The organism is Limosilactobacillus pulli (genome assembly GCF_947381555.1).
GTDB lineage: Bacteria > Bacillota > Bacilli > Lactobacillales > Lactobacillaceae > Limosilactobacillus > Limosilactobacillus pulli.
Genome location: NZ_CANCWQ010000007.1, coordinates 1 through 22,300, shown reverse-complemented (window position 1 = coordinate 22,300; position 22,300 = coordinate 1). Strand labels below are relative to the sequence as shown.

Below are 22,300 nucleotides of genomic sequence, written 5' to 3'. Positions count from 1 at the left end.
ATTAAAGAATATTTTCCAAACCGACAACCAGTTCATTCAGCGACGCAACCTTTTGCAAGGCTACCTTAACGCCGCTCATAAACGAGCCCCGATCAAATGAATCCTGACGAATGGTCAATGCCTCTCCCATGCCGCCAAACAGCACCTGCTCATGGGCAATGTAGCCAGGCAGCCGCACGGAATGAATCCGAATACCTTGATAGTCGCCACCACGGACGTTGGCCAGCGTTTCAACCTCGTCTGGATTGCTTTGGTGCGGCTTGCGATTTTGGGCGATCATCTTAGCCGTACTCAAAGCTGTTCCGGATGGTGCATCTTTTTTATCAGCATGGTGCATTTCGATTACTTCCACGTCTGGAAAATACTTGGCAGCCTCTTTGGCAAACTTCATCAGCAATACGGCCGACATGCCAAAGTTTGGTGCAATCAAGCCACCCAGCTGATTGGCTTTAGCAAGGTTCTTTAACTCAGCTTCTTGCTCATCGGTCAGTCCTGTCGTGCCGACGATTGGCCGCATGCCGTGACTCAATGCGAACTTGACGTTTTCATAAACCGCGCTGGGCACGGTAAAGTCAATCCACACATCAGCTGCTTGATCGGGAATCGCTGCTAAATCATTAAAAATCTGTACGTCATCATTTAGATTGTAGCGTTCCGGATCGTCACGGTCGGTTTGTGGCGAAAACGCGGCAACGATTTGAAAATCCGTCATGCCATTGACCAGATCAACGGCCTTTTGTCCTATTGCACCAGCAAACCCAGCGATCAGTACACTAGTCATCAACATCACCCTTTCCAAGATCTAATGGCAATTCATGAAACAGCGCGTCTTCAGGCAAAGACAGTGCCTTAGCCAGCGCCTGCTTTTCATCGTCATTCAAAGTAGCGATTGGCAGACGGCAGCCACCCACGCCAAAGCCTTGTGCGTTCAAGACTGCCTTGACCGGCGATGGCGATGGATACATAAACAGCGCAGCCATCCTTGGCGTCAGCCAACGCTGCAGACGGGCGGCAGCCTGCCAATTACCATTATACAATTGATCATACATTTCCCGCATCTGGGCACAATAATTATGCGAGGCAACCGAGATTACACCATTAGCTCCTAAAACGCGGGCCGTCAATGCTTGAGCGTCCTCGCCGGTAAAGACTTGGAAATCCTCATCCTTATGATCGATCACGTACTGCATTTCTTCTAACGAGGCGCATTGCTTAACGGCCTTGATGTTTTTATGATGTGAAAGCTCCACGATCGTTTCGGCAGCCATCTTAACGCCGGTTCGGCCAGGAATGTTATAGATCACGATTGGCAACTTGGACTGATCTGCTACCGCCGTAAAGTGAGCAATCATGCCACGCTGATTTGGCTTGTTGTATGGCGGTACCACGACCAGTGCGTAGTCAATGCCTTCGATCTCAGCTACTTCATTGGTAAAAGCAATCGTTTCGGCAGTATTGTTGCTGCCAGTGCCGGCAATTACCGGCACGCGGCCATCAACGATCTTGGCAAACTCACGATACAGAGCGAGCTTTGCGTCATGACTGAGCGTTGGCGTCTCACCAGTCGTACCGCCAATGACAAAACCATTGCTGCCTTGTTCGATCAAATGGTTGGTCAGCTTGGCCAGACTGGCAAAGTCCAATTCATTTTGTTCATTAAATGGCGTTACGATTGCGGTCAGCAGATCGGCATCCTTTAAATTCATAATCAATTCCCCCTAGTCTTGCATGCGATAGTTCAAAAATCCGGTAATAGCATCCACACCTCGTTTAATGGCGCGCTCATCCGGTTTTAAAGTCGCCGAATGCAACTGTGAGTCATCTTCAACTCCCAGCCAAAACATGGTGCCGGGAAACTTGGCCAGCAGATAGCCAAAGTCTTCACCGGTCATTGCCGGCGCAGTTTCGATAAATTCGACGCCAGCAGCCTGTTTCATATATTCAATAAAGCGTTTGGTCAGTTCGGGATTGTTTTCAACGGGCCAGTAGCCACCTTGATTCAACTGCAGATCAACTTTAACGTTAAAACTTTTAGCAATTCCTTCACAGACGTCTTTTAAACGCTGATCGATCTTTAAAATCATTTCCTGCGTCAGACCGCGAATCGTGCCTTCCAGATGGGCATGACCGGCAATCACATTGCGAATCGTACCGGCTTGTACCTTGCCCAGCGTAATCACTCCGCTTTGGATTGGATCAATGCTGCGTGAAATGATCGTCTGGACCTGCATGATCAAAGAAGCCATGGCCACAACCGTATCGTTGGCATCCTGTGGGAAGGCAGCATGTCCGCCCTTACCAGTGATGTCGATGTTGACTTCGGTCGTACCGGCAAACAGCGTCCCCATGCGGCAGCCAATCGCTCCGGCCGGCAGATCCGGGTTGTCGTGCAAACCATAAAATTCATCAGGCTTCCACTTGCCTTCAAACAGCCCTCGTTCATAGGCCAGCTTACCGCCATTTTCGCTTTCCTCCGCCGGCTGAAAGAAAAACAGCAGATTGTCTTTAGGCTGATGCTCGCTAAACCAGCTTAAGACACCCAAAGCAACCGTCATGTGAACGTCGTGACCGCAGGCATGCATAACGCCCGGATGCTTGGAAGCAAACGGCAATCCCGTTTTTTCCTCAACCGGCAAGGCATCAATATCGGTTCGATAGCCGATCGTTCTGGTTGGCTGACTGCCGTGCACTAAAACCATCAATGCAGTCGGCAGTTTTTCCGGCTGGCAAATTTCTAGATGAGTCTGGTCTAACCCTCTGATCGTATCCAATAAGTAGTCATGCGTCTGAAATTCTTTAAGTGCCAATTCCGGAATCTGGTGCAGATCGCGACGAATCTTGATTAATTGTGCTTCATTTAATTCGGTCATTGTTCATCACAGCTTCCGCAGATCTTCTTCCAGACCGGTCTTTGATTCGGTCTTGTCGTCAACGTTCTTGATAAACTTGGCTGGTACGCCAGCAACAACCGTGTGTGGTGCAACGTCTTGGGTAACGACGGCCCCAGCAGCAATGACGGCCCCTTCCCCAACATGCACGCCTTCGATCACAACGGCATTGGCACCAATCAAAACGTTGTCATCGATTCGGACCGGTTCAGCTGAGGCTGGTTCGATCACGCCGGCTAAAACCGCGCCCGCGCCAACGTGACAGTGCTTGCCAACGATGGCCCGGCCGCCCAGCACCGCACCCATGTCAATCATGGAATCGGCACCGATTTCAGCACCAATGTTGATGATTGCGCCCATCATGATAACGGCATTGTCGCCAATCAGTACTTGGTCGCGAATCAAGGCGCCCGGTTCGATCCGCGCGTTGATTCCCTTCAGATCCAACAGTGGCACGGCTGAGTTGCGGGCATCGTTTTCCACGCGATAGTCTTCAATCTGCACAGCATTAGCAGTCAAGAATGGCTTAACGTCAGCCCAGTCGCCAAACAAAACGCCGGTATGGGCTTCTAAGAAACTTTGAATCGTTTCAGGAACGTTTAAAGCTGTCAGATTACCCTTAACGAATACTTTTACGGGCGTCTTTTTAGGGGCATTGCCAATGTAGTTGATGATACTTTGTGCGTCTAATTGTGCCATTTAGATTAACTCCAATCTTTTTTCTACTATATTAATAACGTGTGGATAAACTTGCCTAGACTTCTGGATATGGACGATCCAGGTGAACCAGATCCTCAAGCGATTCACGCTCGATTACCAGATGTGCCTGACCATTTTCAGCAAAGACAACGGCTGGTCGTGGATTACGGTTATAGTTGGATGCCATCGCATATCCATAGGCACCGGTGTCCAGCATGGCCAAGACGTCACCAGGCTTGGTTTTTGGCAATGGCTGATGCTGACTGAGAATATCGCCTGACTCACAGTATTTACCGGCCAGCCGCACCGTTTCAGCATTTTCAGCCTGCGGATCAGCAGCCAGCACCGTCTCGTATTCAGCCTGATAAAGTGCTGGCCGAATGTTGTCACCCATCCCGCCATCGATCATGACATATGGCATCAAGCCTGGAACGTCTTTTCGCGAGCCAACCGTGTAAAGATTGTAGCCAGCAGGGCCGGCAATTGAACGACCTGGTTCGATCCAGACGGCTGGCAGCCTAAGATTCAATTTTTGCGTTTCTTCTTTGATAGTTTCGATAATAGCAGCCACAAAATCTTCTGGTTTTAATGGATGATCGGCACTGACGTAGCGAATGCCAAAGCCACCACCGACATTGACGATTTCTGGCTCATAACCAAATGCGTCTCGCCAATGTGCCGCAATTTCAACTAGTTTGGCGGCAGCCATTTGAAAGCCATTCAGTTCAAAGATCTGGGAGCCAATGTGAGCATGCATCCCTTTCATATTCATCCGTGGACTGTTTAAAATCTGCTGTAGGGCTTCATCAGCCTGACCCGATTGCAGATCAAAGCCAAATTTGCTGTCAACCTGACCAGTTTGAATATACTTATTCGTATGTGCGGAAATCCCCGGTGTGATCCGCATCATAACGTCGATTGACTGATCACGACTGGCCAGTACTTCATTAAGCAACTCAATTTCATGGAAGTTATCGATCACGATCATGCCGACATGGTGATCAACGGCCATTTCCAATTCGGCTCGTGATTTGTTGTTACCATGAAAAGATACGTTTTCCATTGGGAAGTTGGCTTTGATTGCCGTATAGAGCTCACCGGCCGAAACCACATCGACATGACCGCCTTCATGAGCTACAACCTGGTACATGGCAATCGCGGCAAACGCCTTGCTGGCATAGCTGACCGCGTAGTCAACCTGGCGCTGCTCAAACACCTTTTTAAAAGCACGAATCTGGCGACGAATCTGAGCCACGTCGTAGACTACCAACGGCGTGCCATATTCGTTAGCCAATTCGAGCGAATCAACACCGCCAATGGTCAAATGACCTGCGGCGTTGATCTGATCCGGTGTAATCTGAGAATTCATAATCTAAAAACCTCCGTTGTTTTGACGGGGAAAACGCTAAGAAAAAATCCATTGTTCGTGCGCGCACAAACAACGGATCCCATTTTCAAAAAGCCACCCACTGCGGCTGTTGTCAAATTTAATCTGATTGGTCGATAGCGCTCCGCGAAGTTTTTCTCCGCGACAGTCCGTGACTTGTTCAGCCACGCCCCAGCAATCAGGCTGCGGCCCAGTCTGAAAGCTTCGGCAGTCGTCCCTTTCCCGTACGGTCCTTGTCTGGTCTGCGACTAACATACGGTACTAATGTTGATTGCGCCTCTTCGATTTACTAGTAAGTCTATAATTAAGTTTCATAATCGTCAAGGTAATTCTAATAATTTTTCTCATTTATTTTTTCTACTATGATTTGTAAAACGTTTATGCTACCAGATTTATAAACACAAGACTTGCATGGACGTCAATAAATGTTAGAATCCTATTAAATTAATTCGCGTTCTTTAGACTATTTTCAACGCACAAAGGAGTCTGTAATATGAAAGTTGTAAAGTTCGGTGGCACTTCATTGGCTACGGGTGCCGCCGTTAAACAGGCATTGAACATCATCACGGCTGATCCAGCTCGTCAAATCGTTGTGGTTTCGGCTCCTGGTAAACGACACGATGGCGATATCAAGGTGACTGACCTTCTGATCCGCTATGCCAATGAAACGATCAACGGCGAAGATACCGCCAAGACCGTTGATGAAATCTTTGAACGCTACGAAGCAATCGGCCATTTCTTTGATCTGCCTGATGAAAAGCTTAAGGTCATCAAAGAGCTGCTGGCTGACCTGCCCAAGAAAGACTACCCAAACGATGAATACCTGTTGGCTGCTTTTAAGGCGCATGGTGAACGGCTGAACGCCCGGCTGATCGCGATGGTTATGAATCATCTAGGCATCAAGGCACGATTCGTTGATCCAACTGAAGCCGGCATCATGGTTACCGGTGCTCCCAACGATGCAATTGTGAATCCAGAAACTTACCGCAACCTGGCCAATTTCAAGTATGAAGTCTACGATCGGCTGGTCTTTCCAGGATTTTTCGGCATCACGCCTTCTGGTCACATTGCCACATTCTCGCGTGGTGGTTCTGACATTACCGGCGCAATCCTGGCTCGTGGATTCCATGCTCGGCTGTATGAGAACTTTACCGATGTGGATGCAATCTTTTCGGCCAATCCAAATGTCGTTGACAACCCTGAACCAATCCGGACGATGACTTATCGTGAGATGCGTGAGCTTTCCTATGCTGGCTTTTCGGTTTTCCATGACGAGGCCTTGATTCCAGCTATTCAAGGTCAGATTCCCATTAACGTCAAAAACACGCATGCACCAGAAAAGCCTGGTACCATGATCGTTCCTGAAAAAGGATTCAAACCGGAAAACATCATCACTGGGGTCGCTTCGGGCAAACATTTTTCGGCACTTTATCTGCACAAGTATCTCTTAAACAAAGAAGCCGGCTTCACCCTGCGCATTCTGGATATTCTGGAAAAGCACAACGTTCCTTATGAGCACATGCCATCTGGGATCGATGATATTTCGATTATCTTTGACAAAAAGTTTTTGAATGATCAATTGATTGACGTTTTGTGCGATGAGATTCAAAATAAGATCAATCCCGATCGTCTGGAATGGATTGACGACTACTCCATTACCATGATCGTCGGTGAAGGAATGCGTGATCGCGTTGGCGCTGCTGCCGGCATTTTGCAGCCATTAGCCGATGCCCACATCTCGCTGCAGATGATCAACCAAGGGGCCTCTCAGATCTCAATCATGCTGGGGACCAAGCGTGCCGATGCTGATAAAGCCGTTCAGGTCATCTACCACCAATTCTTCGCAAACTAATCAGACAAAGAGGTATTTTTATGACGGAACTACTAAAGGTTCATGGATCGCAAAACCAATTCTTTATCCTGGACCAGACAACTCTGGAACAGCCACTCACCGATTCTGAGCTCCAGGCCCTTGCGCCTAGAATCACCAATCCCCAGACTGGCCTTTTAGGCGGTGCAGATGGCATTCTGGTTGTCAATCAGCCAACTAAAGCCGGAGCCCTGGCACAAATGCGTGTCATCAACGCCGATGGCAGCGAGGCCTCCATGTGCGGTAACGGGCTACGTACCGTGGCCCGCTATCTGGCAGAAAAATTTGATCAAGACGAGTTCCAGGTTGATACGCGCGATGCCAACCTGCTTGTTCGGCGCCAGCCTGATTTTGCGCCGGGCGTACCTGCTTTTGCCGTTGAGATCTCACCCGTCCGCTTTAACAAAGAAGCCCTGCCGTTTGACAATCTGGGCCATGAACGGCTGCTTGATACGCTGGTTCCCGAGTTTATTCCTGGACTGCGTTTTACCAGCATCGCGGTTCCTAATCCACATCTGATCAGTTTTGTTTCAGCAGCTGAATTGTCCGATAACGTTTTAGGCGTCTTAGGTGAACGACTGAATGGTCAAAACCCATATTTCCCTGATGGCGTCAACGTAAACTTTGCCCAGATTCTGAATGAAAACGAGCTGTTCGTACGGACGTTTGAACGCGGCGTCGGCTTTACCAATGCCTGCGGGACCGGGATGTCAGCAACCTCATTGGCCTTCGCGCTGACGCATCCTGAACTGGCGCATTTCGACGTGCCAATGACCATCTACAACCCTGGCGGCATGGTCAAGACCATCGTTCACCACCAAGCTGATCACTACTGGATTGAACTGGTCGGCAACGCCACCTTCACGCATCATGTTACGGTTGCCGAAACCGAGCTGCATCAAGCAAGCTTTGCGGATGCTCAAACCAGCGCAACTGGTGAAGAAACGGCTTATGAAAAGTTTGTTGCGGATTTACCGCACGTTAACGATCTACAAATTGGAAAATAAACATTGACAACGAACATTAACATTGTTTACACTTAGTTTATTAATTATTATTCAACCTTTAATCTGGTCCCGTGAGGCCTCCAAGGATGTTCGTTAAAATAAAATCTTCGCCCTTTTTAGGGAGGACATTATTTGCATCGTCACTGGTCTCACTTGGCCAGTGACGATTTTTTCTTTGGGGGTAACACCATGCAAAACGACAATGATCAGATTACCAGCATCGCGATGCATCAACGCAAGACCTCAACCTGGGATATGTTCGCGACCTGGGTTGGCGCCAATGCCAACAACGGCACGTGGTTCGTTGGCGGGGTTTTGGCAGCGTGCGGTTTTTCAGTCGCCATAAACGTGCTGGTTCTGTCATCGGCACTTTCTTACGTCTTCTTGAGTCTAATTGGCTACATTGGCTATCAGACCGGCGTTTCAACCATGGCCGTCAGCCGAGCCTCATTTGGGGTTCGCGGCAGCTATCTGCCATCTTTGGTCAACCTGACGCAGTTTATTGGCTGGACGGCCGTTAATACGTTTATCGCAGCCCAATCCGTCAGTCTGCTTTTAAATGATCTGCTTGGCTGGCCAGTCTGGGGTAAGCCAGGCGGTTGGAAAGGCATCGTTGCCGGGATCGTCGTCATGAGCATTTTACACATCATCAGTATCGCCAGCGGTTCGCGTTCCGTACAGATGATTGAGCGCTTGGGAATTATCCTGGTTTTGATCTTTGTCATCTGGGAATCGGTAGTCGTATTAAAGACCGTGCCATTCTCGCATATCGTTAAATGGCAAGTCCCAGCCAGCGCCAAAATGGCTACTGGAGCGGCCATTGATTATGTAGCGGCCTTTAACCTGGCTTGGGTAACCGCTGGGGCGGACTTTACCCGTTTCACGCCAAAAAAGCACAACTCCACGCTGACGCCGTTTTTCGGTGCCATGGTCGGTGTGATCTGGTTTGCCTTTATCGGTCTGATCTCAACCATCAGTATCGCCATTACCTCTGGTGCCTATAATGCCAACAACTCCGATCCAAGTACCATCGCCAGTCAATTAGGGCTGGGGGTCGTAGCCCTTTTGGTTATCATCTTAACTTCGATGACTGCCAATGCCGTTAACCTCTTGGCAGCCGGTTCGGCACTTTCCAATATCTTTACCAAAATCAAGCTGAAGTACTCACTTTGGATCGTTGCCATCGTTGCTACCATTGTTACGTTTATTCCAATGATTATCGGTAGTTTTCTTGACACGTTTACCGCTTTCTTGGATTATGTAGGTATGGTACTGGGACCAATCATTGCCATTATCTGTACCGACTTTTACCTGCGCTGCCACAAGAAATACGATGTCACTCAGCTGACCAAGAAAAACGGCAGCTACTGGTATTCCCACGGGATCAACTGGTCAGCCGTGGCTACCTGGGTCATCGGCACGGTACTGTTCTTGATTCTGCACAACGTTGCTGCCCTCAAGAACACGATCGGGGCAACGTTCTTGGTTATGTTGATCAGTGGTGCCATTTATTATGTCTTAATGCTTATGTTTAATCGAAAGGTCGCGTAATCTATGCTGATTAAAAACGTTCATGTAGACAATCAAAAAAATGCTGTTGACGTCCGGATTGAAGACGGCAAGTTTAAAGAAATCAAGGTCGGTCTAATTGCTAACCCTGGCGAAGAAGTCATCAATGGCCAAGGCAAGGTATTATTGCCGCCATTTATCGACTCGCATGTTCACTTGGATGCCACGCTGACAGCCGGTCAGCCTGAATGGAACGAAACGGGAACCTTGTTTGACGGGATTCGTATCTGGTCAGAGCGTAAAAAGGACCTGACGATTCAAGACGTCAAAGAACGGGCCAAAAAGACGCTGCTAAACATGGTAAGTCATGGGATTCAACACGTCCGCAGCCACGTTGACGTTACTGATCCTCACCTGATTGCTTTGCAGGCACTTTTGGAATTAAAGCATGAGATGCAGGATGTGGTTGATCTGCAATTGGTTGCCTTTCCGCAAGAAGGCATTCTCTCCTACCCGCATGGCAAAAAGCTGATGAAGCAAGCCGTTAAAGAAGGTGCCGATGCCGTTGGTGGAATTCCACACTTTGAATTTACGACTGAGTATGGCTGGAAATCAGTCAAGTTCCTAGTCAAGCTAGCCGAAAAATACAACAAGCTGGTTGACGTTCACTGTGATGAGATTGACGATCCTGCCTCCCGCAATCTGGAAGTTCTGGCAACGATGGCCTACAAGACCGGTCTTACCGATATGGTCACCGCCAGCCACACCACGGCCATGGGATCATATAACGACGCTTACACCTACAAGCTGTTCCGCTTATTAAAGATGTCAAACATCAACTTTGTCTCCAATCCATTGGTCAACATGCACCTGGGCGGCCGTTTTGACACCTATCCAAAGCGCCGTGGACTGACACGGATCAAGGAACTGGATGCTGCCAACATCAACGTCTCATTTGGTGAAGATGACATTCAAGATCCATGGAATCCGCTTGGCAATGGCAACATGCTCGATTCGGTCTCAATGGGTGTTTACGCTGCTCACTTGATGGGCTACAGCCAGCTGCAGGACTCATTTAAGTTTGTGACCTACAACGCTGCCAAGACTCTGCACATTGCTGATCAATACGGTATCAAAGAAGGTCTTGATGCCAACTGTATCCTGTTAAACGCTGAAGACTTCTACAACGCCTTAAACAAGCATGTCGAAGTCCTCTACAATATTCGTCATGGCAAGGTACTGGCTAAGACGACGCCTGCTGAGACGACGCTTAACCTGCCAGACAGTTTGAAATAAGACTTACAAACACTAAATAACCCGCCATCCAAGCTTTCGGACGGCGGGTTTTATATTGGAAATGGGGGTGATGTTATTGATTGGCTGCTTAGCCTGTCAGCACGAAGCTTTCACCGATCATTTTCATTATGGTATCATCACTCAACCGATCATCTAACACCACTGAGATCCAGTAGCGATGATTCATATGGTACGCTGGAAAAACACTTTTGGCATCAATTGGCAGCGAATTGCTCTTTAAGTTGATCACATCAACAAATTGTTCATCATTATCCTTGGTCAATAGACTGCGCTTAATATTCATGATCAATCCAAACCACTTGCCTGAATCAAGATGACGAAAAACGCCGTTATCTTGATTCTGCTTAGAATGCCAAGGAAAATCTGGTTTCACGTGGTACTTTTGCTTGATCAATTCTGTAATTGTTTGATAAGCGGGACTGTTCAGTAGTTCTCGCAGAATATGACCGCCAACTTCACCCGTAGCGCCTAAAAAAATTGTAGTTTGATTAGACATGAATTTTTTCCTTTATAGTTAGATTTGATGATTTCATTTTAGATAAAATCATCCTGTTTCTGAACATCTTTACGCGTCATCGTTTAATCAATTCATGCCAATTTGCAAAAAAATCCCCACTTCAATTTTGAAGCAGGGAATCGATCTTCATCAATTCGACTTGATAAAGATCCTTTATAACTCGGATTATTCCAAGAAGTCCTTTAATTGCTTGGAACGTGATGGGTGACGCAGCTTACGCAAAGCTTTGGCCTCGATTTGACGAATCCGTTCCCGCGTAACGCCAAAGACCTTACCGACTTCTTCCAGCGTGCGCGTCCGGCCATCATCCAAACCAAAGCGCAGCCGTAAGACGTTTTCTTCACGGTCAGTCAGCGTATCCAATACGTTTTCCAGCTGCTTTTTCATCATTTCATAGGCAGCATGGTCAGCCGGACTGGTAGCATCCTGGTCTTCGATAAAGTCACCCAGGTGCGAGTCGTCCTCTTCACCGATTGGCGTTTCCAAAGAGACCGGTTCTTGCGCAATCTTGAGAATTTCACGTACCTTCTTGGTTGGCATGTCCATTTCGGCACCGATTTCTTCTGGTAATGGTTCCCGGCCAAGATCCTGCAGCAGTTGACGCTGAATCCGGATCAGCTTGTTGATGGTTTCAACCATGTGTACCGGAATCCGAATCGTCCGCGCCTGGTCGGCAATGGCCCGCGTAATGGCCTGACGAATCCACCAGGTAGCGTAGGTCGAGAACTTGAATCCTTTCCGGTAGTCGAACTTTTCAACGGCCTTCATCAGCCCCATATTCCCTTCTTGAATCAGATCCAAGAACTGCATGCCACGCCCTACGTAGCGCTTGGCAATGGAAACTACCAGACGCAGGTTGGCTTCGGCCAGTTCCTGTTTAGCCTGCTCGTCGCCTTTTTCGATGCGCTGAGCCAGGGCAATTTCTTCATCAGCCGTCAACAGGTTGACCCGACCAATTTCTTTTAAGTACATCCGCACCGGATCATTGATCTTGACGTTGGTTGGCGCTGACGTGTCCTTTAAGGCTTTATTGGACAGTTTTTCCGTTGCCTTGAGCGCACGTGGATCCGGATCACCCTTTTCGTCAACGACGCTGATTCCGGCATCTTCAACGTTTTGCAGCAGATTGTCCATCCCCTGGGCATTTAAGCCAAACGGAGTCGCGATCTGGTCAGTCAAGTCATCGTACTGAATTTCCTTGGCCTTCTTGTAGCTTCTGATCAGCTTGCCGACAGCTTTGTCGTATTCAGTTTGATCAAAGTCGGCTTTGTTGGAAATTACCATGTCTTTCTTTTTGCTGTTTGCCATTATTAACTGGTCTCCTCCGTTTTTAATCGTTGCTTTTGGCCATAAAGCTCAATCAGCTCTACAGTCAACTGGGTGATTAGTTCTTGATTGCTCCGTGCCTTGGCTTCCTGCAGCGACAGTTTAACCTGAGCAATCTTTTGTGTTAAGGGTGTTTTTTGCATAATGATGCGCAGACAATCATCAATTGCTTCTGGTGACAGCGCTGCTTGTGCATCTAGTCCATCTAGCTGCGTTAATGTTGCTTTAAGGGCCGGATCATCAACATAGTCCAAAAAGCTGGCCAATTCGTATTCATCATGCTCAGTAAAATAATTCAATGCCAACTGGTACAGATGACGATACTGGTCATGAATAAAGTCAAAATCAGGCATGGCCTTCAGCTGAGCTCTGACGCCATAATCATGCAGCACGGCCACCAATAACAGGCGTTCGGCTCGTTCCGTTTGATCAAGCGCCAATGACTGCTGTTCGCTGGCCGTCAGCACAACGGCCTGTGGTACTGGTTGGGTTGTAGCCTGGCGTTTTTTTCGATTATAGCGGCCATAACGCTGACCATGGCTGCCATTAAACGGTCGCCGTCCTGGTATGACCGCTGAATCATCAGACCACTGTTCCCCTGGTGGTGTTGGATTTGGCACAGCAACTGGCGGCTGTTTTTTCACTTGCACGGCCAGCTGCTGCTGCAGGTTTTGTGGGCTGAGTTGAAATTCCTTGGCCAATTGCTGAATATACACATCGCGGGCTACTGGGTCGCTAACCTTGGCAATTACGCCAATAGCTGCATTCAGATAGCTCAACAGCTCAGCCTGATTGCTCAGATTCAGCCCTTGCCTTAGATAGCGCAGCCGAAATGCCGTTGGCGTCTCTTCGGTATTCTTGAGATATTCCCGAAACCGCGCCCCACCATTTTGCTGGATGTATTCATCCGGGTCCTGCCCGGTTGGCAATTGAACGACCCGCAGCCTAAGCTGATTGGCAACCGGGCTGGCCTCGATCAGCTTTAGGGCCCGTTCAATGGCGTTTTGTCCTGGGGCATCGCCATCATAGCAAATATCCAGCTGATTGGTGGTCTTGACGATCATTGACAGCTGCTCATCAGTCAGGCTGGTCCCCATTGAGGCAATTCCATTTGAAACCCCGGCTCCATATGCCGAGATCACGTCCATGTAGCCTTCAAAAAGCAACAGTTTCCCATTCTCTCTGGCTGCCTTCTTGGCAAGATCAAAATTAAAGATCAGACGCCGCTTGTTGAAGATCGGTGTCTCTGGACTGTTGAGATACTTAGGTGAATCAGCACTCTTTTGCAGCAATCGTCCCGAAAAGGCAACCGGTCTTCCCTGACCATCCTTTAGTGGGAACATGACACGATCAAAAAAGCGATCATGCAGGCTGCCATCCCGATTCTCAGTAAACAATCCCGAGCGTCGCAGCAGCTGATAGTCGTGGCCCTCTTTTTCCAAAACGACCTTTAGGACTTCTTCTTTGGGTGCATATCCAAGGTTGAATTGGTCAATCAGTTCCTGGGTCAGCCCCCGTTTTTTGAGATAGCGCCGCGCGGGTTCACCAGCTGGCGTATTCATCAAAATATGGTGATAGAGTCGCATTGCCGTTTGATGCAGCTTGATCAACTGGCTTTGCTGCGAGTCAGGTGCTTGACTTTGACGCGCCTCGTCATTAGCCTGAAAATCACTTGGCAAAGTCACGCTGCCAAGTTTGGCCACCTGCTCGACAGCTTGCGGAAACGATAGGTGATGCAGCTCCATCAAAAAATCAAAAACCGATCCTGATCGATGACAGCTAAAGCAATAAAAGAACTGCTTTTGCTCGCTGACTGAAAACGATGGCGTATTGTCCTCGTGAAACGGACAGTGCCCAACCAGATTCTTTCCCTGCCGCTGCAGCTGCACGTCTTGGCTGATGACATCAGCAATATCAACGGACTGCCGCACCTGGTCAATCAGTTCCTGTGAAAGTCGCGCCATTCGTTCACCCCATTTCTCACGAATAGTAGCAAAAGGTCGCCTCCATTAGGAATGCGACCTTCGACGACTCTAGGTAGTATTTGACACACTACCTAATATACCTATTTAATATGATACCACAAGTCTTTGACAAAACAATTTATTTGCCAGATAAACCAAAACTATTTAACGATCAGCTTATCCAGGTTGCCCAGTACGTAGACGTCATCAGCCAGCTGTTTCAATAGTGCCAGCCGGTTGTTGCGGATGTCTTCGTCCTTGTCCATAATCATGTTTTCTTCGAAGTAGCTGGTGATTACCGGTGCCATGGCCCGCAGATCGGCAAAGTTTTGCTCCAGAGTCTGGTCAGCCCACTTTTCGTTCAATCCGTTGACCCGATCAAACAGCTGCTTTTCAGATGGGTTCTGGAACTTGGCTGGATCAATAGTTGGTACGCCATCCTTGAAGTCGGCTTTTTTGGCAATCCGCAGCACCCGCGTCAAGGCTTCAATATCTTCTTTAAAGCCTTCGTCATCCTTGTGTGCATCAATGGTTTCAGCTGCAGCCAAGACATTGGCAACGTCTTCGGATTTAGTATCAACAACGGCATCGATCACGTCATAGCGCAGATCCTGCGTGTTGAAGAATTGCTTGAGCCGGTCCAAGAAGAAGGCGTGTACTTGGTCAGCATTGTGCTGAACGTCAAATGATGGCATCAATTCCTTAGCAGCCAGGGCAGCGGCAAATTCGTCAGCCATTCCCATCACCGGCAGATGCCAGCCGCGTGCAGCAATGATCCGCACAATCCCGTATGCTTGACGGCGCAGTGCATATGGGTCGTTGGAGCCGCTTGGAATCATATCAACGGCAAAGAAGCTGATGATGCTGTCGAGCTTGTCGGCAATGGCCAGTACGGCACCAATCTTGCTTTCTGGCAGATCGCCTTCAGCTGAGATTGGCATGTAGTGTTCCTTGATGGCTGCTGCTACATCGGCTTTTTCACCCAGCAGCTTGGCGTAGATCTCACCCATGATCCCTTGCAGCTCAGAGAATTCACCAACCATTTGCGTAGTCAGGTCAAACTTGTAGATGTGAGCGGCCCGATCTAAATCGGCCAGCTCTGCATCATTGAAGTTCAGCTTTTGGCCAAGCAGTTGAGCCAATACTGCCGTGCGTGCCATCTTATCGTACATTGAGCTGATCTTGTCATGGAAGCTGACCTTCTTTAAGCGTTCCACGTATTGATCGATCGTAATCTTTTGGTCCTCTTCATAAAAGAACTTGGCATCTTCCAAACGTGGTACCAGCACCCGTTCGTTACCCTTGATCACGTTTTCCAGGTATTCGCTGTTACCATTGCGGACCGCAATAAAGTGTGGCAAAAGCTTGCCTTCATGATCACGTACGCAGAAGAAGCGCTGGTTGTCTTTCATGGAGGTAATCAGAACCTCTTCAGGCAGCACCAGGTACTTTTCGTCAAACGAACCGGCAAATGAGGTTGGCCATTCAACCAGATTGTTGACTTCTTCCAGCAGTTCTTCATCCCAGTCGATAACCCAGTCGTTTTCAGCCAGGATCTGGTCAATTTGCGACTTGATCAAAGCCTTGCGCTGCTTTTGGTTAGCAATGACAAAATCATCATGCAAAGCGGCTTCGTAGTCCTCGGCATTCTTGATCTCGATATCGTGGCCCAAGAAACGGTGACCCCGCGTCTTGCGGTCAGCGGTAACGTCCAGGATGGCAAATGGCACGACCTCGTCATCCAAAAGCGATACCAGCCAGCGAATTGGCCGTACGAACTGCAGCGAGTGGTGGCCCCACTTCATCATGGTTGGGAAGTTCATGGATTCGATGACATTCTTTAAGCCCGGCAGCACTTGGTCTACCGGCTTACCGGCAACATGCTTTTCAACGTAGACATATTCGACGCCCTTGATTTCTTTAAACTCAATGTCATCAACGCTGACGCCTTGACCACGCGTAAAGCCGATTGCCGCCTTGGTCCAGTTGCCATCAGCGTCTTGGGCGATCTTTTTGGCCGGGCCCTTTACGGATTCGTTGACATCGGGCTGTTTGTCGGCCAGGCCGGAAATCAGCAGGGCCAAGCGACGCGGCGTGGCAAATTCCTGAATCTTTTCAAAGTCAATGCGCTGTTCCTTCAAGTATTGGGCTACGCGCTCATGCAGTTGCTTGATGCTTGGCGTTACGACATGCGCAGGCATTTCTTCAAGCCCAATTTCCAACAGATATGAATGTGCCATTTACTTGTCCTCCTTCTTAGCCTTGGCAGCCTGCTTAGCTGCCCGTGCCGCTGCTTTTTCCGCCAGCTTGGTGTACTTTTCAACCGTTGCCTGACGCTCTTTTTCATCGTGAATCAATGGGAAGCCCAGCTTGCGACGTTCTTCAACAAACGCCTTGGCAATCGACTTGGCCATGATCCGGATCCGGTGTAGATAGCCGGCCCGCTCGGTAACAGAAACTGCCCCGCGCGCATCCAACAGATTAAACGTGTGGCTGCACTTCAAAACGTAATCGTACGCTGGGTGTACCAGACCAAGCTTGATCAAGCGTTTGGCTTCTGCTTCATAGTCGTTGAATTCTTGGAGCAGCATGTCTTGGTTGCTTTCTTCAAAACTGTACTTGGAGTGCTCGTATTCAGGTTCTTTAAAGATATCACCGTACTTAACGCCGTCTGCCCATTCCAGATCATAGACGCTGTCAACGTTTTGGATGTATTCAGCTAATCGTTCCAGACCATAAGTAACTTCGGCTGCTACTGGATCCATCTGCAGTTCACCAACCACTTGGAAGTAGGTAAACTGCGTAACTTCCATTCCATCAAGCCAGATTTCCCAACCAACGCCGGCACAGCCCATTGAAGGGTTTTCCCAGTTGTCTTCAACAAAACGGATATCATGTTCCAATGGCTCAATGCCCAGCTGCTTTAAACTGCCTAAATAAAGCTCTTGAATATTGTCTGGTGATGGCTTCATTAAAACCTGGAACTGGTGGTGCTGGTAAAGCCGGTTCGGGTTTTCACCATAACGTCCATCGGCAGGCCGCCGTGATGGCTCAACGTAGGCTACGTTCCATGGTTCAGGACCGATTGCCCGCAAGAAGGTATATGGGCTCATCGTCCCGGCACCCTTTTCGTTGTCGTAGGCCTGCATCAGCATGCAACCTTGATCGGTCCAATACTTTTCAAGAGTAAAAATGATCTCTTGAACGGTGAGTTTCTTTGACATAATCTGACTCCTTTCAACGTAAAAAGTCCCCACAATGGCCAGTTGGACTGGTCATTGCAGGGACGAAGTTAATTCGCGGTTCCACCCTGCTTTTCTGCATCCTAAATACAGAACAGCTTAATTAAGCGACTGTTAAAGTGCCACGCTGCCCGATCGTTATCATGGCTTTCACCATCCCATGATCGCTTTGGTTCGACAGTAGACAGCGACTCTTTGTCATCGTCGATTAGATTTAAATTTAGTTGCCTCTTTATCATAGACAACTGCTTTGGACTTGTCAATTTTCAGAGCGAAGATTTTTCAATTGATTTTCCCAGGTCGCCATTTGATCAATGAATCGCTTGCTCTTTAAATGCAGACCTAGCTCATCGTCATAGATACGATCCAGCGTATAGCGCAGGCGCTTTTTGACGCTTTGATCAACCTGAATCCGATTGATCTGTGCCAGATTCAAGCCGGCAAACAGCTGCAGGTAGCCAACCGTCCGGCGATCCAGATGAAACCTTCGCTCATCTAAATTCCAATGCCGACTGCACAGCATCCCCCCATTGGCTTCGGAAAAATCCAGGGGCCGATCATTTTGACCACAGACCGTGCAGCGATCCCAGGTCTGAGCCGCTCCCAACAGCGGTAAAAACTGGACTTCCAAGACATTGGCCACGATTTGCGGATCTTGCCCCTTGTCGATTAGATTAAGCGCCGATTCAACCTGATGAAACCAGCCGCCAATTGAGCGTCCTTCTTCAAAAGTCGCATCGACCAGCTCCAAAATGTAAGTTGCATAGGCGCTACGCAGGGGATCTTCGCCCAGATGCACGTACTGGCGCGTATCGCGAGCCGCGCTCAAATAGCTCAGCGACCCGTCATCAGCCAGCCAGCCGGTATACTGACCATGGGTAAATGGCAAAATATCGCTGGTAATCTTGGCATGGGAGCGATTGCCGCCCCGCACGAAAAACATCATTGGTCCGCGCTTGTCGGTTAAAAACTTGACCAGCAGATCACGTTCCTTGTATGGTCGCCGATACATAACGATACCGGCAAAGGACGTGTTTTCCCGCGCCATGGTCTCAGCCCCTTTTAATAGTCGGTGTTGCGATAGCCGTAGTCTTTGAGCATGGCTGACTTGTCCCGCCAGCCGGGTACGACCTTGACCCACAGCTGCAAGTAGACCCGATCGCCCAACAAATGCTCGATGTCTTTTCTGGCCATGGTACCGATTTGTTTAAGCATCTGGCCTTTTTTGCCAATGATGATGCCTTTTTGACCAGGACGCTCCACGATAATGTTGGCATTGATGTGAATCGTCTCGTCATCTTGGCGCTTGACTGACATAACATCGACAGCAACCGAATGTGGTACTTCCTGACGCGTCATCATAAAGACTTTTTCTCTAATCATTTCAGCAATTACGAAGCGCTCGGGGTGGTCGCTGATCTGATCGCTTGGATAATACTGCGGACCGTTTGGCAGCTGCTCGACCAGCTTGTTAATCAAGGCATTGACGTTGTTGCCATTTAATGCCGAAACGGGTACGACGTCAGCAAACTTGACCGTACCGTCTTCAAACTGCTTAACGATGCCTGGCAGCTCGTTAGGGTGCACCTTGTCAATTTTGTTGACGACCAGATAGATCGGTTTTTTAACCTGTTTGAGTCGTTCCATGATGAAGTTGTCGCCAGGGCCGCGTTTTTCATCAGCTGCGACCACGTACAAGACCGCATCGACTTCATCCAATGCGGACAGCGTTGAGCGCTCCATAAAGTCGCCCAGCTTGGTTTGCGGCTTGTGCACCCCTGGCGTATCGATAAAGACGATCTGCGCCTCATCAGTCGTATAGATTCCTTGAATCTTGTTGCGCGTCGTTTGGGCCACGTTACTCATGATGGCAACCTTTTGACCAACGACATAGTTTAAAAGCGTTGACTTGCCGACGTTGGGCCGACCAATCAAAGCTACAAAACCAGATTTAAAATTTGGATTGTCCATAATTGTCCTTTCTTAACGTTTAAATACCAAACAAAGCCCTTAGTTTGGGCCAGAAGATAAACAACCCGACCAGCACCGCGTAAAAGGCCGCCAATAAAACGACCCCCGCAGCAATGTCTTTGGCATACTTGGCATCCAGATCATAATGATGGTGCACGACCAGGTCCACCAATTCTTCAACGATCGTATTGGCAAATTCAGCGGCAAACACAACAAAAATCGCTGAAAGCAGCCACAGCCACTCAAAAACGTTGACCTGCAGCCAAAACGCCACAATTATCACCAAAATAGCTGCAACGATGTGAAAGCACATGTTGCGTTCTTTTTTGACGACATCTTTGACCCCATCCCAGGCATGTCCCAGCGCCTGAATGAAATGGCGATTTTTTTCAACCTGATGCTTATCTTGGGAGCCCATAGCCATTTAAAATCTCCTCTTGCAGCTTAAACATTTTTTCCTCATCGTCTTTTTGCTCGTGATCATAGCCATTTAGATGCAAAAAGCCATGCACGATCAAAAAGCCCAGCTCACGATCGGCAGAGTGCCCTAGAAATCTAGCCTGCTCAGCAACCTTGTCAATTGAGATGAACAAGTCGCCTAGATTTTCCGGAATCTGGGCTGCCAATTCTGGATCCAGTAAAATTGGTGAGTCATCGCTGTCATCCTCTAAAGCAAAGCTCAAAACGTCGGTTGCCCGATCAACGCCACGATACTGGGCATTCAGCTTTCTAATCTGCGGATTATGGACAAAGGTCAAAGAGATCTCCGTATTGTCCTTTAATTCAAGATACTTAGCGGCATAGTCTAAAATGTCATGTGCCAGCTGCAATTGTGATTGACTGACGGCGTGATCGTCGGTTTGGTCGTAGATTTCAATATCCATTATTTTTTCTCCAAAGTCTGCTGCTCATCATTTTCATAAGCCGTAATGATCCGCGCTACAACTGGATGCCGAACCACATCCGCCGCACTGAAGCGCACAAATTCAATCGATGGGACGTCTTTTAAAATCTTTGGGGCTGAGATCAAGCCACTGCGCGTTCCCCTTGGCAAGTCGATTTGAGAAACGTCACCATTGACGACCATTTTAGAGCCAAAGCCCAGTCGCGTTAAAAACATCTTCATCTGGGCATTGGTAGTGTTTTGAGCCTCATCCAAAATTACAAAAGCATTGTCCAGCGTCCGACCCCGCATGTAGGCTAAAGGCGCAATCTCAATCGTCCCACGATCAATCAAACGCTCCACGTGATCGGCGCCAAAGATTTCGTTTAAGGCATCATAGATCGGCCGCAGATATGGATCAACCTTTTCTTTCAGATCACCTGGCAAAAAGCCCAGACTCTCACCAGCTTCAACAGCCGGCCGCGTTAAAATGATCCGCTCAACCTCGCCGCGTTTTAAAGCCGCTACGGCCATCGCTACTGCCAGGTAGGTCTTACCAGTACCGGCCGGCCCGATGCCAAACGTAATATCATTGTCTTTAACGGCATGCACATATTGCCGCTGACCAAAATTTTTGACCCGAATCGACCGCCCCTTGCGATCCTTGATAATCGTTTCACTGTACAGATCGCTAAAGTACTGCAGCGTCCCGCGATGAGCCATCTTCATCGCACTGACGATATCCGTGCTGCTTAAACTGATGCCATGATGCAATAGATCCACCAGCTGCTCTAAGACATCATAGGTTAGATGAACGTCTTCATCTTCACCGCTGATTTTCAAATCGGTGCCAAACGGATTGATGGTTACGTTCATGCCTTCTTCTAAAAGCACCACGAATTTGTCCTGCGCACCCAAAAGTCCTAGTTCAATTTCAGGGCTTTCAATGCGAAAAGTCATTTCTGTCAAATGAAAAATTCCCCTTTGCTTTTGTTTTAATCAATACCATCAAAAATTATAACATAGCAAGCTATAATCCGCATAAACCGCAGCACGGCAAAAGAAAAGAGGCTGGGAATCAACTCAACCTCTTAACTACGAATCGATAATAATGCCTCAGCGCAGCAGCTGACTGGCATCTATTACGCTCTTTTATTACTTGACGCTGATTACTTCTTCAGAGCATCCTTAACGGTCTGGTTGACCACCTTGCCATCAGCCTTGCCCTTAACCTTAGGCATTACGGACTTCATCACTTTACCAAAGTCCTTCATGCTGTCGGCACCGGTAGCGGCAACGGCCTCATCAACGATCTGCTTGATCTCGTCATCGGAGAGCTGCTTTGGCATGTACTTTTCAACGACTTTCATCTCAGCCTTGGTCTTATCAATCAGGTCTTGGCGCTTAGCAGTCACGAATTCTTCCAGTGATTCCTTGCGCTGCTTGTATTCGCGAGCCAGTACCGAGTTTTCTTCATCTTCGCTCAGTTCATGGCCCAGCTTGATCTTTTCGTTTTGAACCGCCGCTTTAAGCATCCGAACCGTACTCAGGGTTTCCTTGTCCTTTTCCTTCATTGCGGCAACCATGTCTTTAGTCAGCTTATCCAATAGACTCATTTCAAGTTCCTCCCGTTTCGTAATTATTGAGTATTTACAATCTAAGTGCAACAGATTTTAAAAAATAAACCCATAGCGGGTAGAATATGTTTAACGACCAAATC

Annotated in this window: 20 protein-coding genes and 1 riboswitch; of the genes, 4 read left to right on the top strand and 16 right to left on the bottom strand. The window is 48.4% G+C overall.

Going from position 1 to position 22,300, the window contains the following annotated elements; translation table 11 throughout:
* Position 1 precedes the first annotated feature (1 nt).
* From dapB to lysA, 5 genes are read right to left on the bottom strand one after another with little or no spacing between them, the layout of a single operon-like run.
* Positions 2-787, bottom strand: a complete 786-nt coding sequence (gene dapB, locus QOS03_RS03420; RefSeq protein WP_408612066.1) for a 4-hydroxy-tetrahydrodipicolinate reductase — start codon at positions 785-787, stop codon at positions 2-4.
* Complete coding sequence (gene dapA / locus QOS03_RS03415) at positions 774-1,706, bottom strand: 4-hydroxy-tetrahydrodipicolinate synthase (protein WP_408612065.1); 933 nt, start codon at positions 1,704-1,706, stop codon at positions 774-776. The genes dapB and dapA overlap by 14 nt, the downstream gene beginning before the upstream one ends.
* A gap of 12 nt (positions 1,707-1,718) precedes the next feature.
* Positions 1,719-2,870: an N-acetyldiaminopimelate deacetylase gene (locus tag QOS03_RS03410; protein ID WP_283575340.1), complete on the bottom strand. Its 1,152-nt coding sequence runs from the start codon at positions 2,868-2,870 to the stop codon at positions 1,719-1,721.
* A gap of 6 nt (positions 2,871-2,876) precedes the next feature.
* A complete protein-coding gene (gene dapD / locus QOS03_RS03405; RefSeq protein WP_283575339.1) occupies positions 2,877-3,587 on the bottom strand; it encodes a 2,3,4,5-tetrahydropyridine-2,6-dicarboxylate N-acetyltransferase in 711 nt (236 codons plus the stop codon).
* A 55-nt stretch (positions 3,588-3,642) separates the two neighbouring features.
* Entirely contained in the window at positions 3,643-4,956 is a 1,314-nt protein-coding gene (lysA, locus tag QOS03_RS03400; protein WP_283575338.1) for a diaminopimelate decarboxylase, read from the bottom strand.
* Positions 4,957-5,083: 127 nt separating this feature from the next.
* Positions 5,084-5,263, bottom strand: a riboswitch (Lysine riboswitch).
* 204 nt (positions 5,264-5,467) lie between these two features.
* Between lysA and QOS03_RS03395 the strand changes: the two genes are divergently transcribed.
* From QOS03_RS03395 to codA, 4 genes are all read left to right on the top strand, one after another.
* On the top strand, positions 5,468-6,826 hold the full coding sequence (locus tag QOS03_RS03395; RefSeq protein WP_283575337.1) for an aspartate kinase: 1,359 nt from the start codon (positions 5,468-5,470) through the stop codon (positions 6,824-6,826).
* A gap of 20 nt (positions 6,827-6,846) precedes the next feature.
* Positions 6,847-7,851 carry a diaminopimelate epimerase gene (gene dapF / locus QOS03_RS03390; protein WP_283575336.1) on the top strand — a complete coding sequence of 335 codons (1,005 nt, stop codon included), beginning with the start codon at positions 6,847-6,849 and terminating at the stop codon, positions 7,849-7,851.
* 189 nt (positions 7,852-8,040) lie between these two features.
* Positions 8,041-9,402, top strand: a complete 1,362-nt coding sequence (locus tag QOS03_RS03385) for a cytosine permease (RefSeq protein WP_283575371.1) — start codon at positions 8,041-8,043, stop codon at positions 9,400-9,402.
* 3 nt (positions 9,403-9,405) lie between these two features.
* Complete coding sequence (gene codA, locus QOS03_RS03380; RefSeq protein ID WP_283575335.1) at positions 9,406-10,656, top strand: cytosine deaminase; 1,251 nt, start codon at positions 9,406-9,408, stop codon at positions 10,654-10,656.
* 88 nt (positions 10,657-10,744) lie between these two features.
* On the opposite strand, the gene QOS03_RS03375 is transcribed toward codA, so the two are convergent.
* The 11 genes from QOS03_RS03375 to QOS03_RS03325 form a co-directional block, all read right to left on the bottom strand.
* Complete coding sequence (locus QOS03_RS03375; protein WP_283575334.1) at positions 10,745-11,173, bottom strand: MmcQ/YjbR family DNA-binding protein; 429 nt, start codon at positions 11,171-11,173, stop codon at positions 10,745-10,747.
* A 186-nt stretch (positions 11,174-11,359) separates the two neighbouring features.
* A complete protein-coding gene (rpoD, locus tag QOS03_RS03370; protein WP_169461488.1) occupies positions 11,360-12,502 on the bottom strand; it encodes an RNA polymerase sigma factor RpoD in 1,143 nt (380 codons plus the stop codon).
* Positions 12,503-12,504: 2 nt separating this feature from the next.
* Entirely contained in the window at positions 12,505-14,484 is a 1,980-nt protein-coding gene (gene dnaG / locus QOS03_RS03365) for a DNA primase (protein ID WP_283575333.1), read from the bottom strand.
* 161 nt (positions 14,485-14,645) lie between these two features.
* Positions 14,646-16,724, bottom strand: a complete 2,079-nt coding sequence (gene glyS / locus QOS03_RS03360) for a glycine--tRNA ligase subunit beta (protein ID WP_283575332.1) — start codon at positions 16,722-16,724, stop codon at positions 14,646-14,648.
* Positions 16,725-17,708, bottom strand: a complete 984-nt coding sequence (gene glyQ / locus QOS03_RS03355; protein WP_169461485.1) for a glycine--tRNA ligase subunit alpha — start codon at positions 17,706-17,708, stop codon at positions 16,725-16,727.
* A 277-nt stretch (positions 17,709-17,985) separates the two neighbouring features.
* On the bottom strand, positions 17,986-18,774 hold the full coding sequence (gene recO / locus QOS03_RS03350; RefSeq protein ID WP_169461484.1) for a DNA repair protein RecO: 789 nt from the start codon (positions 18,772-18,774) through the stop codon (positions 17,986-17,988).
* A gap of 14 nt (positions 18,775-18,788) precedes the next feature.
* Positions 18,789-19,697: a GTPase Era gene (gene era / locus QOS03_RS03345; protein WP_272215550.1), complete on the bottom strand. Its 909-nt coding sequence runs from the start codon at positions 19,695-19,697 to the stop codon at positions 18,789-18,791.
* Between the two features lie 19 nt (positions 19,698-19,716).
* Positions 19,717-20,121, bottom strand: a complete 405-nt coding sequence (locus tag QOS03_RS03340) for a diacylglycerol kinase family protein (RefSeq protein ID WP_408612064.1) — start codon at positions 20,119-20,121, stop codon at positions 19,717-19,719.
* Positions 20,099-20,581 (bottom strand): rRNA maturation RNase YbeY, encoded by a 483-nt coding sequence (gene ybeY / locus QOS03_RS03335; protein WP_169461481.1) that lies wholly within the window; start codon positions 20,579-20,581, stop codon positions 20,099-20,101. Before ybeY ends, QOS03_RS03340 begins: the two co-directional genes overlap by 23 nt.
* A complete protein-coding gene (locus QOS03_RS03330) occupies positions 20,581-21,540 on the bottom strand; it encodes a PhoH family protein (RefSeq protein ID WP_169461549.1) in 960 nt (319 codons plus the stop codon). The genes ybeY and QOS03_RS03330 overlap by 1 nt, the downstream gene beginning before the upstream one ends.
* A 209-nt stretch (positions 21,541-21,749) precedes the next feature.
* Positions 21,750-22,196: a GatB/YqeY domain-containing protein gene (locus QOS03_RS03325; protein ID WP_283575331.1), complete on the bottom strand. Its 447-nt coding sequence runs from the start codon at positions 22,194-22,196 to the stop codon at positions 21,750-21,752.
* Between the last annotated feature and the right edge of the window lie 104 nt (positions 22,197-22,300).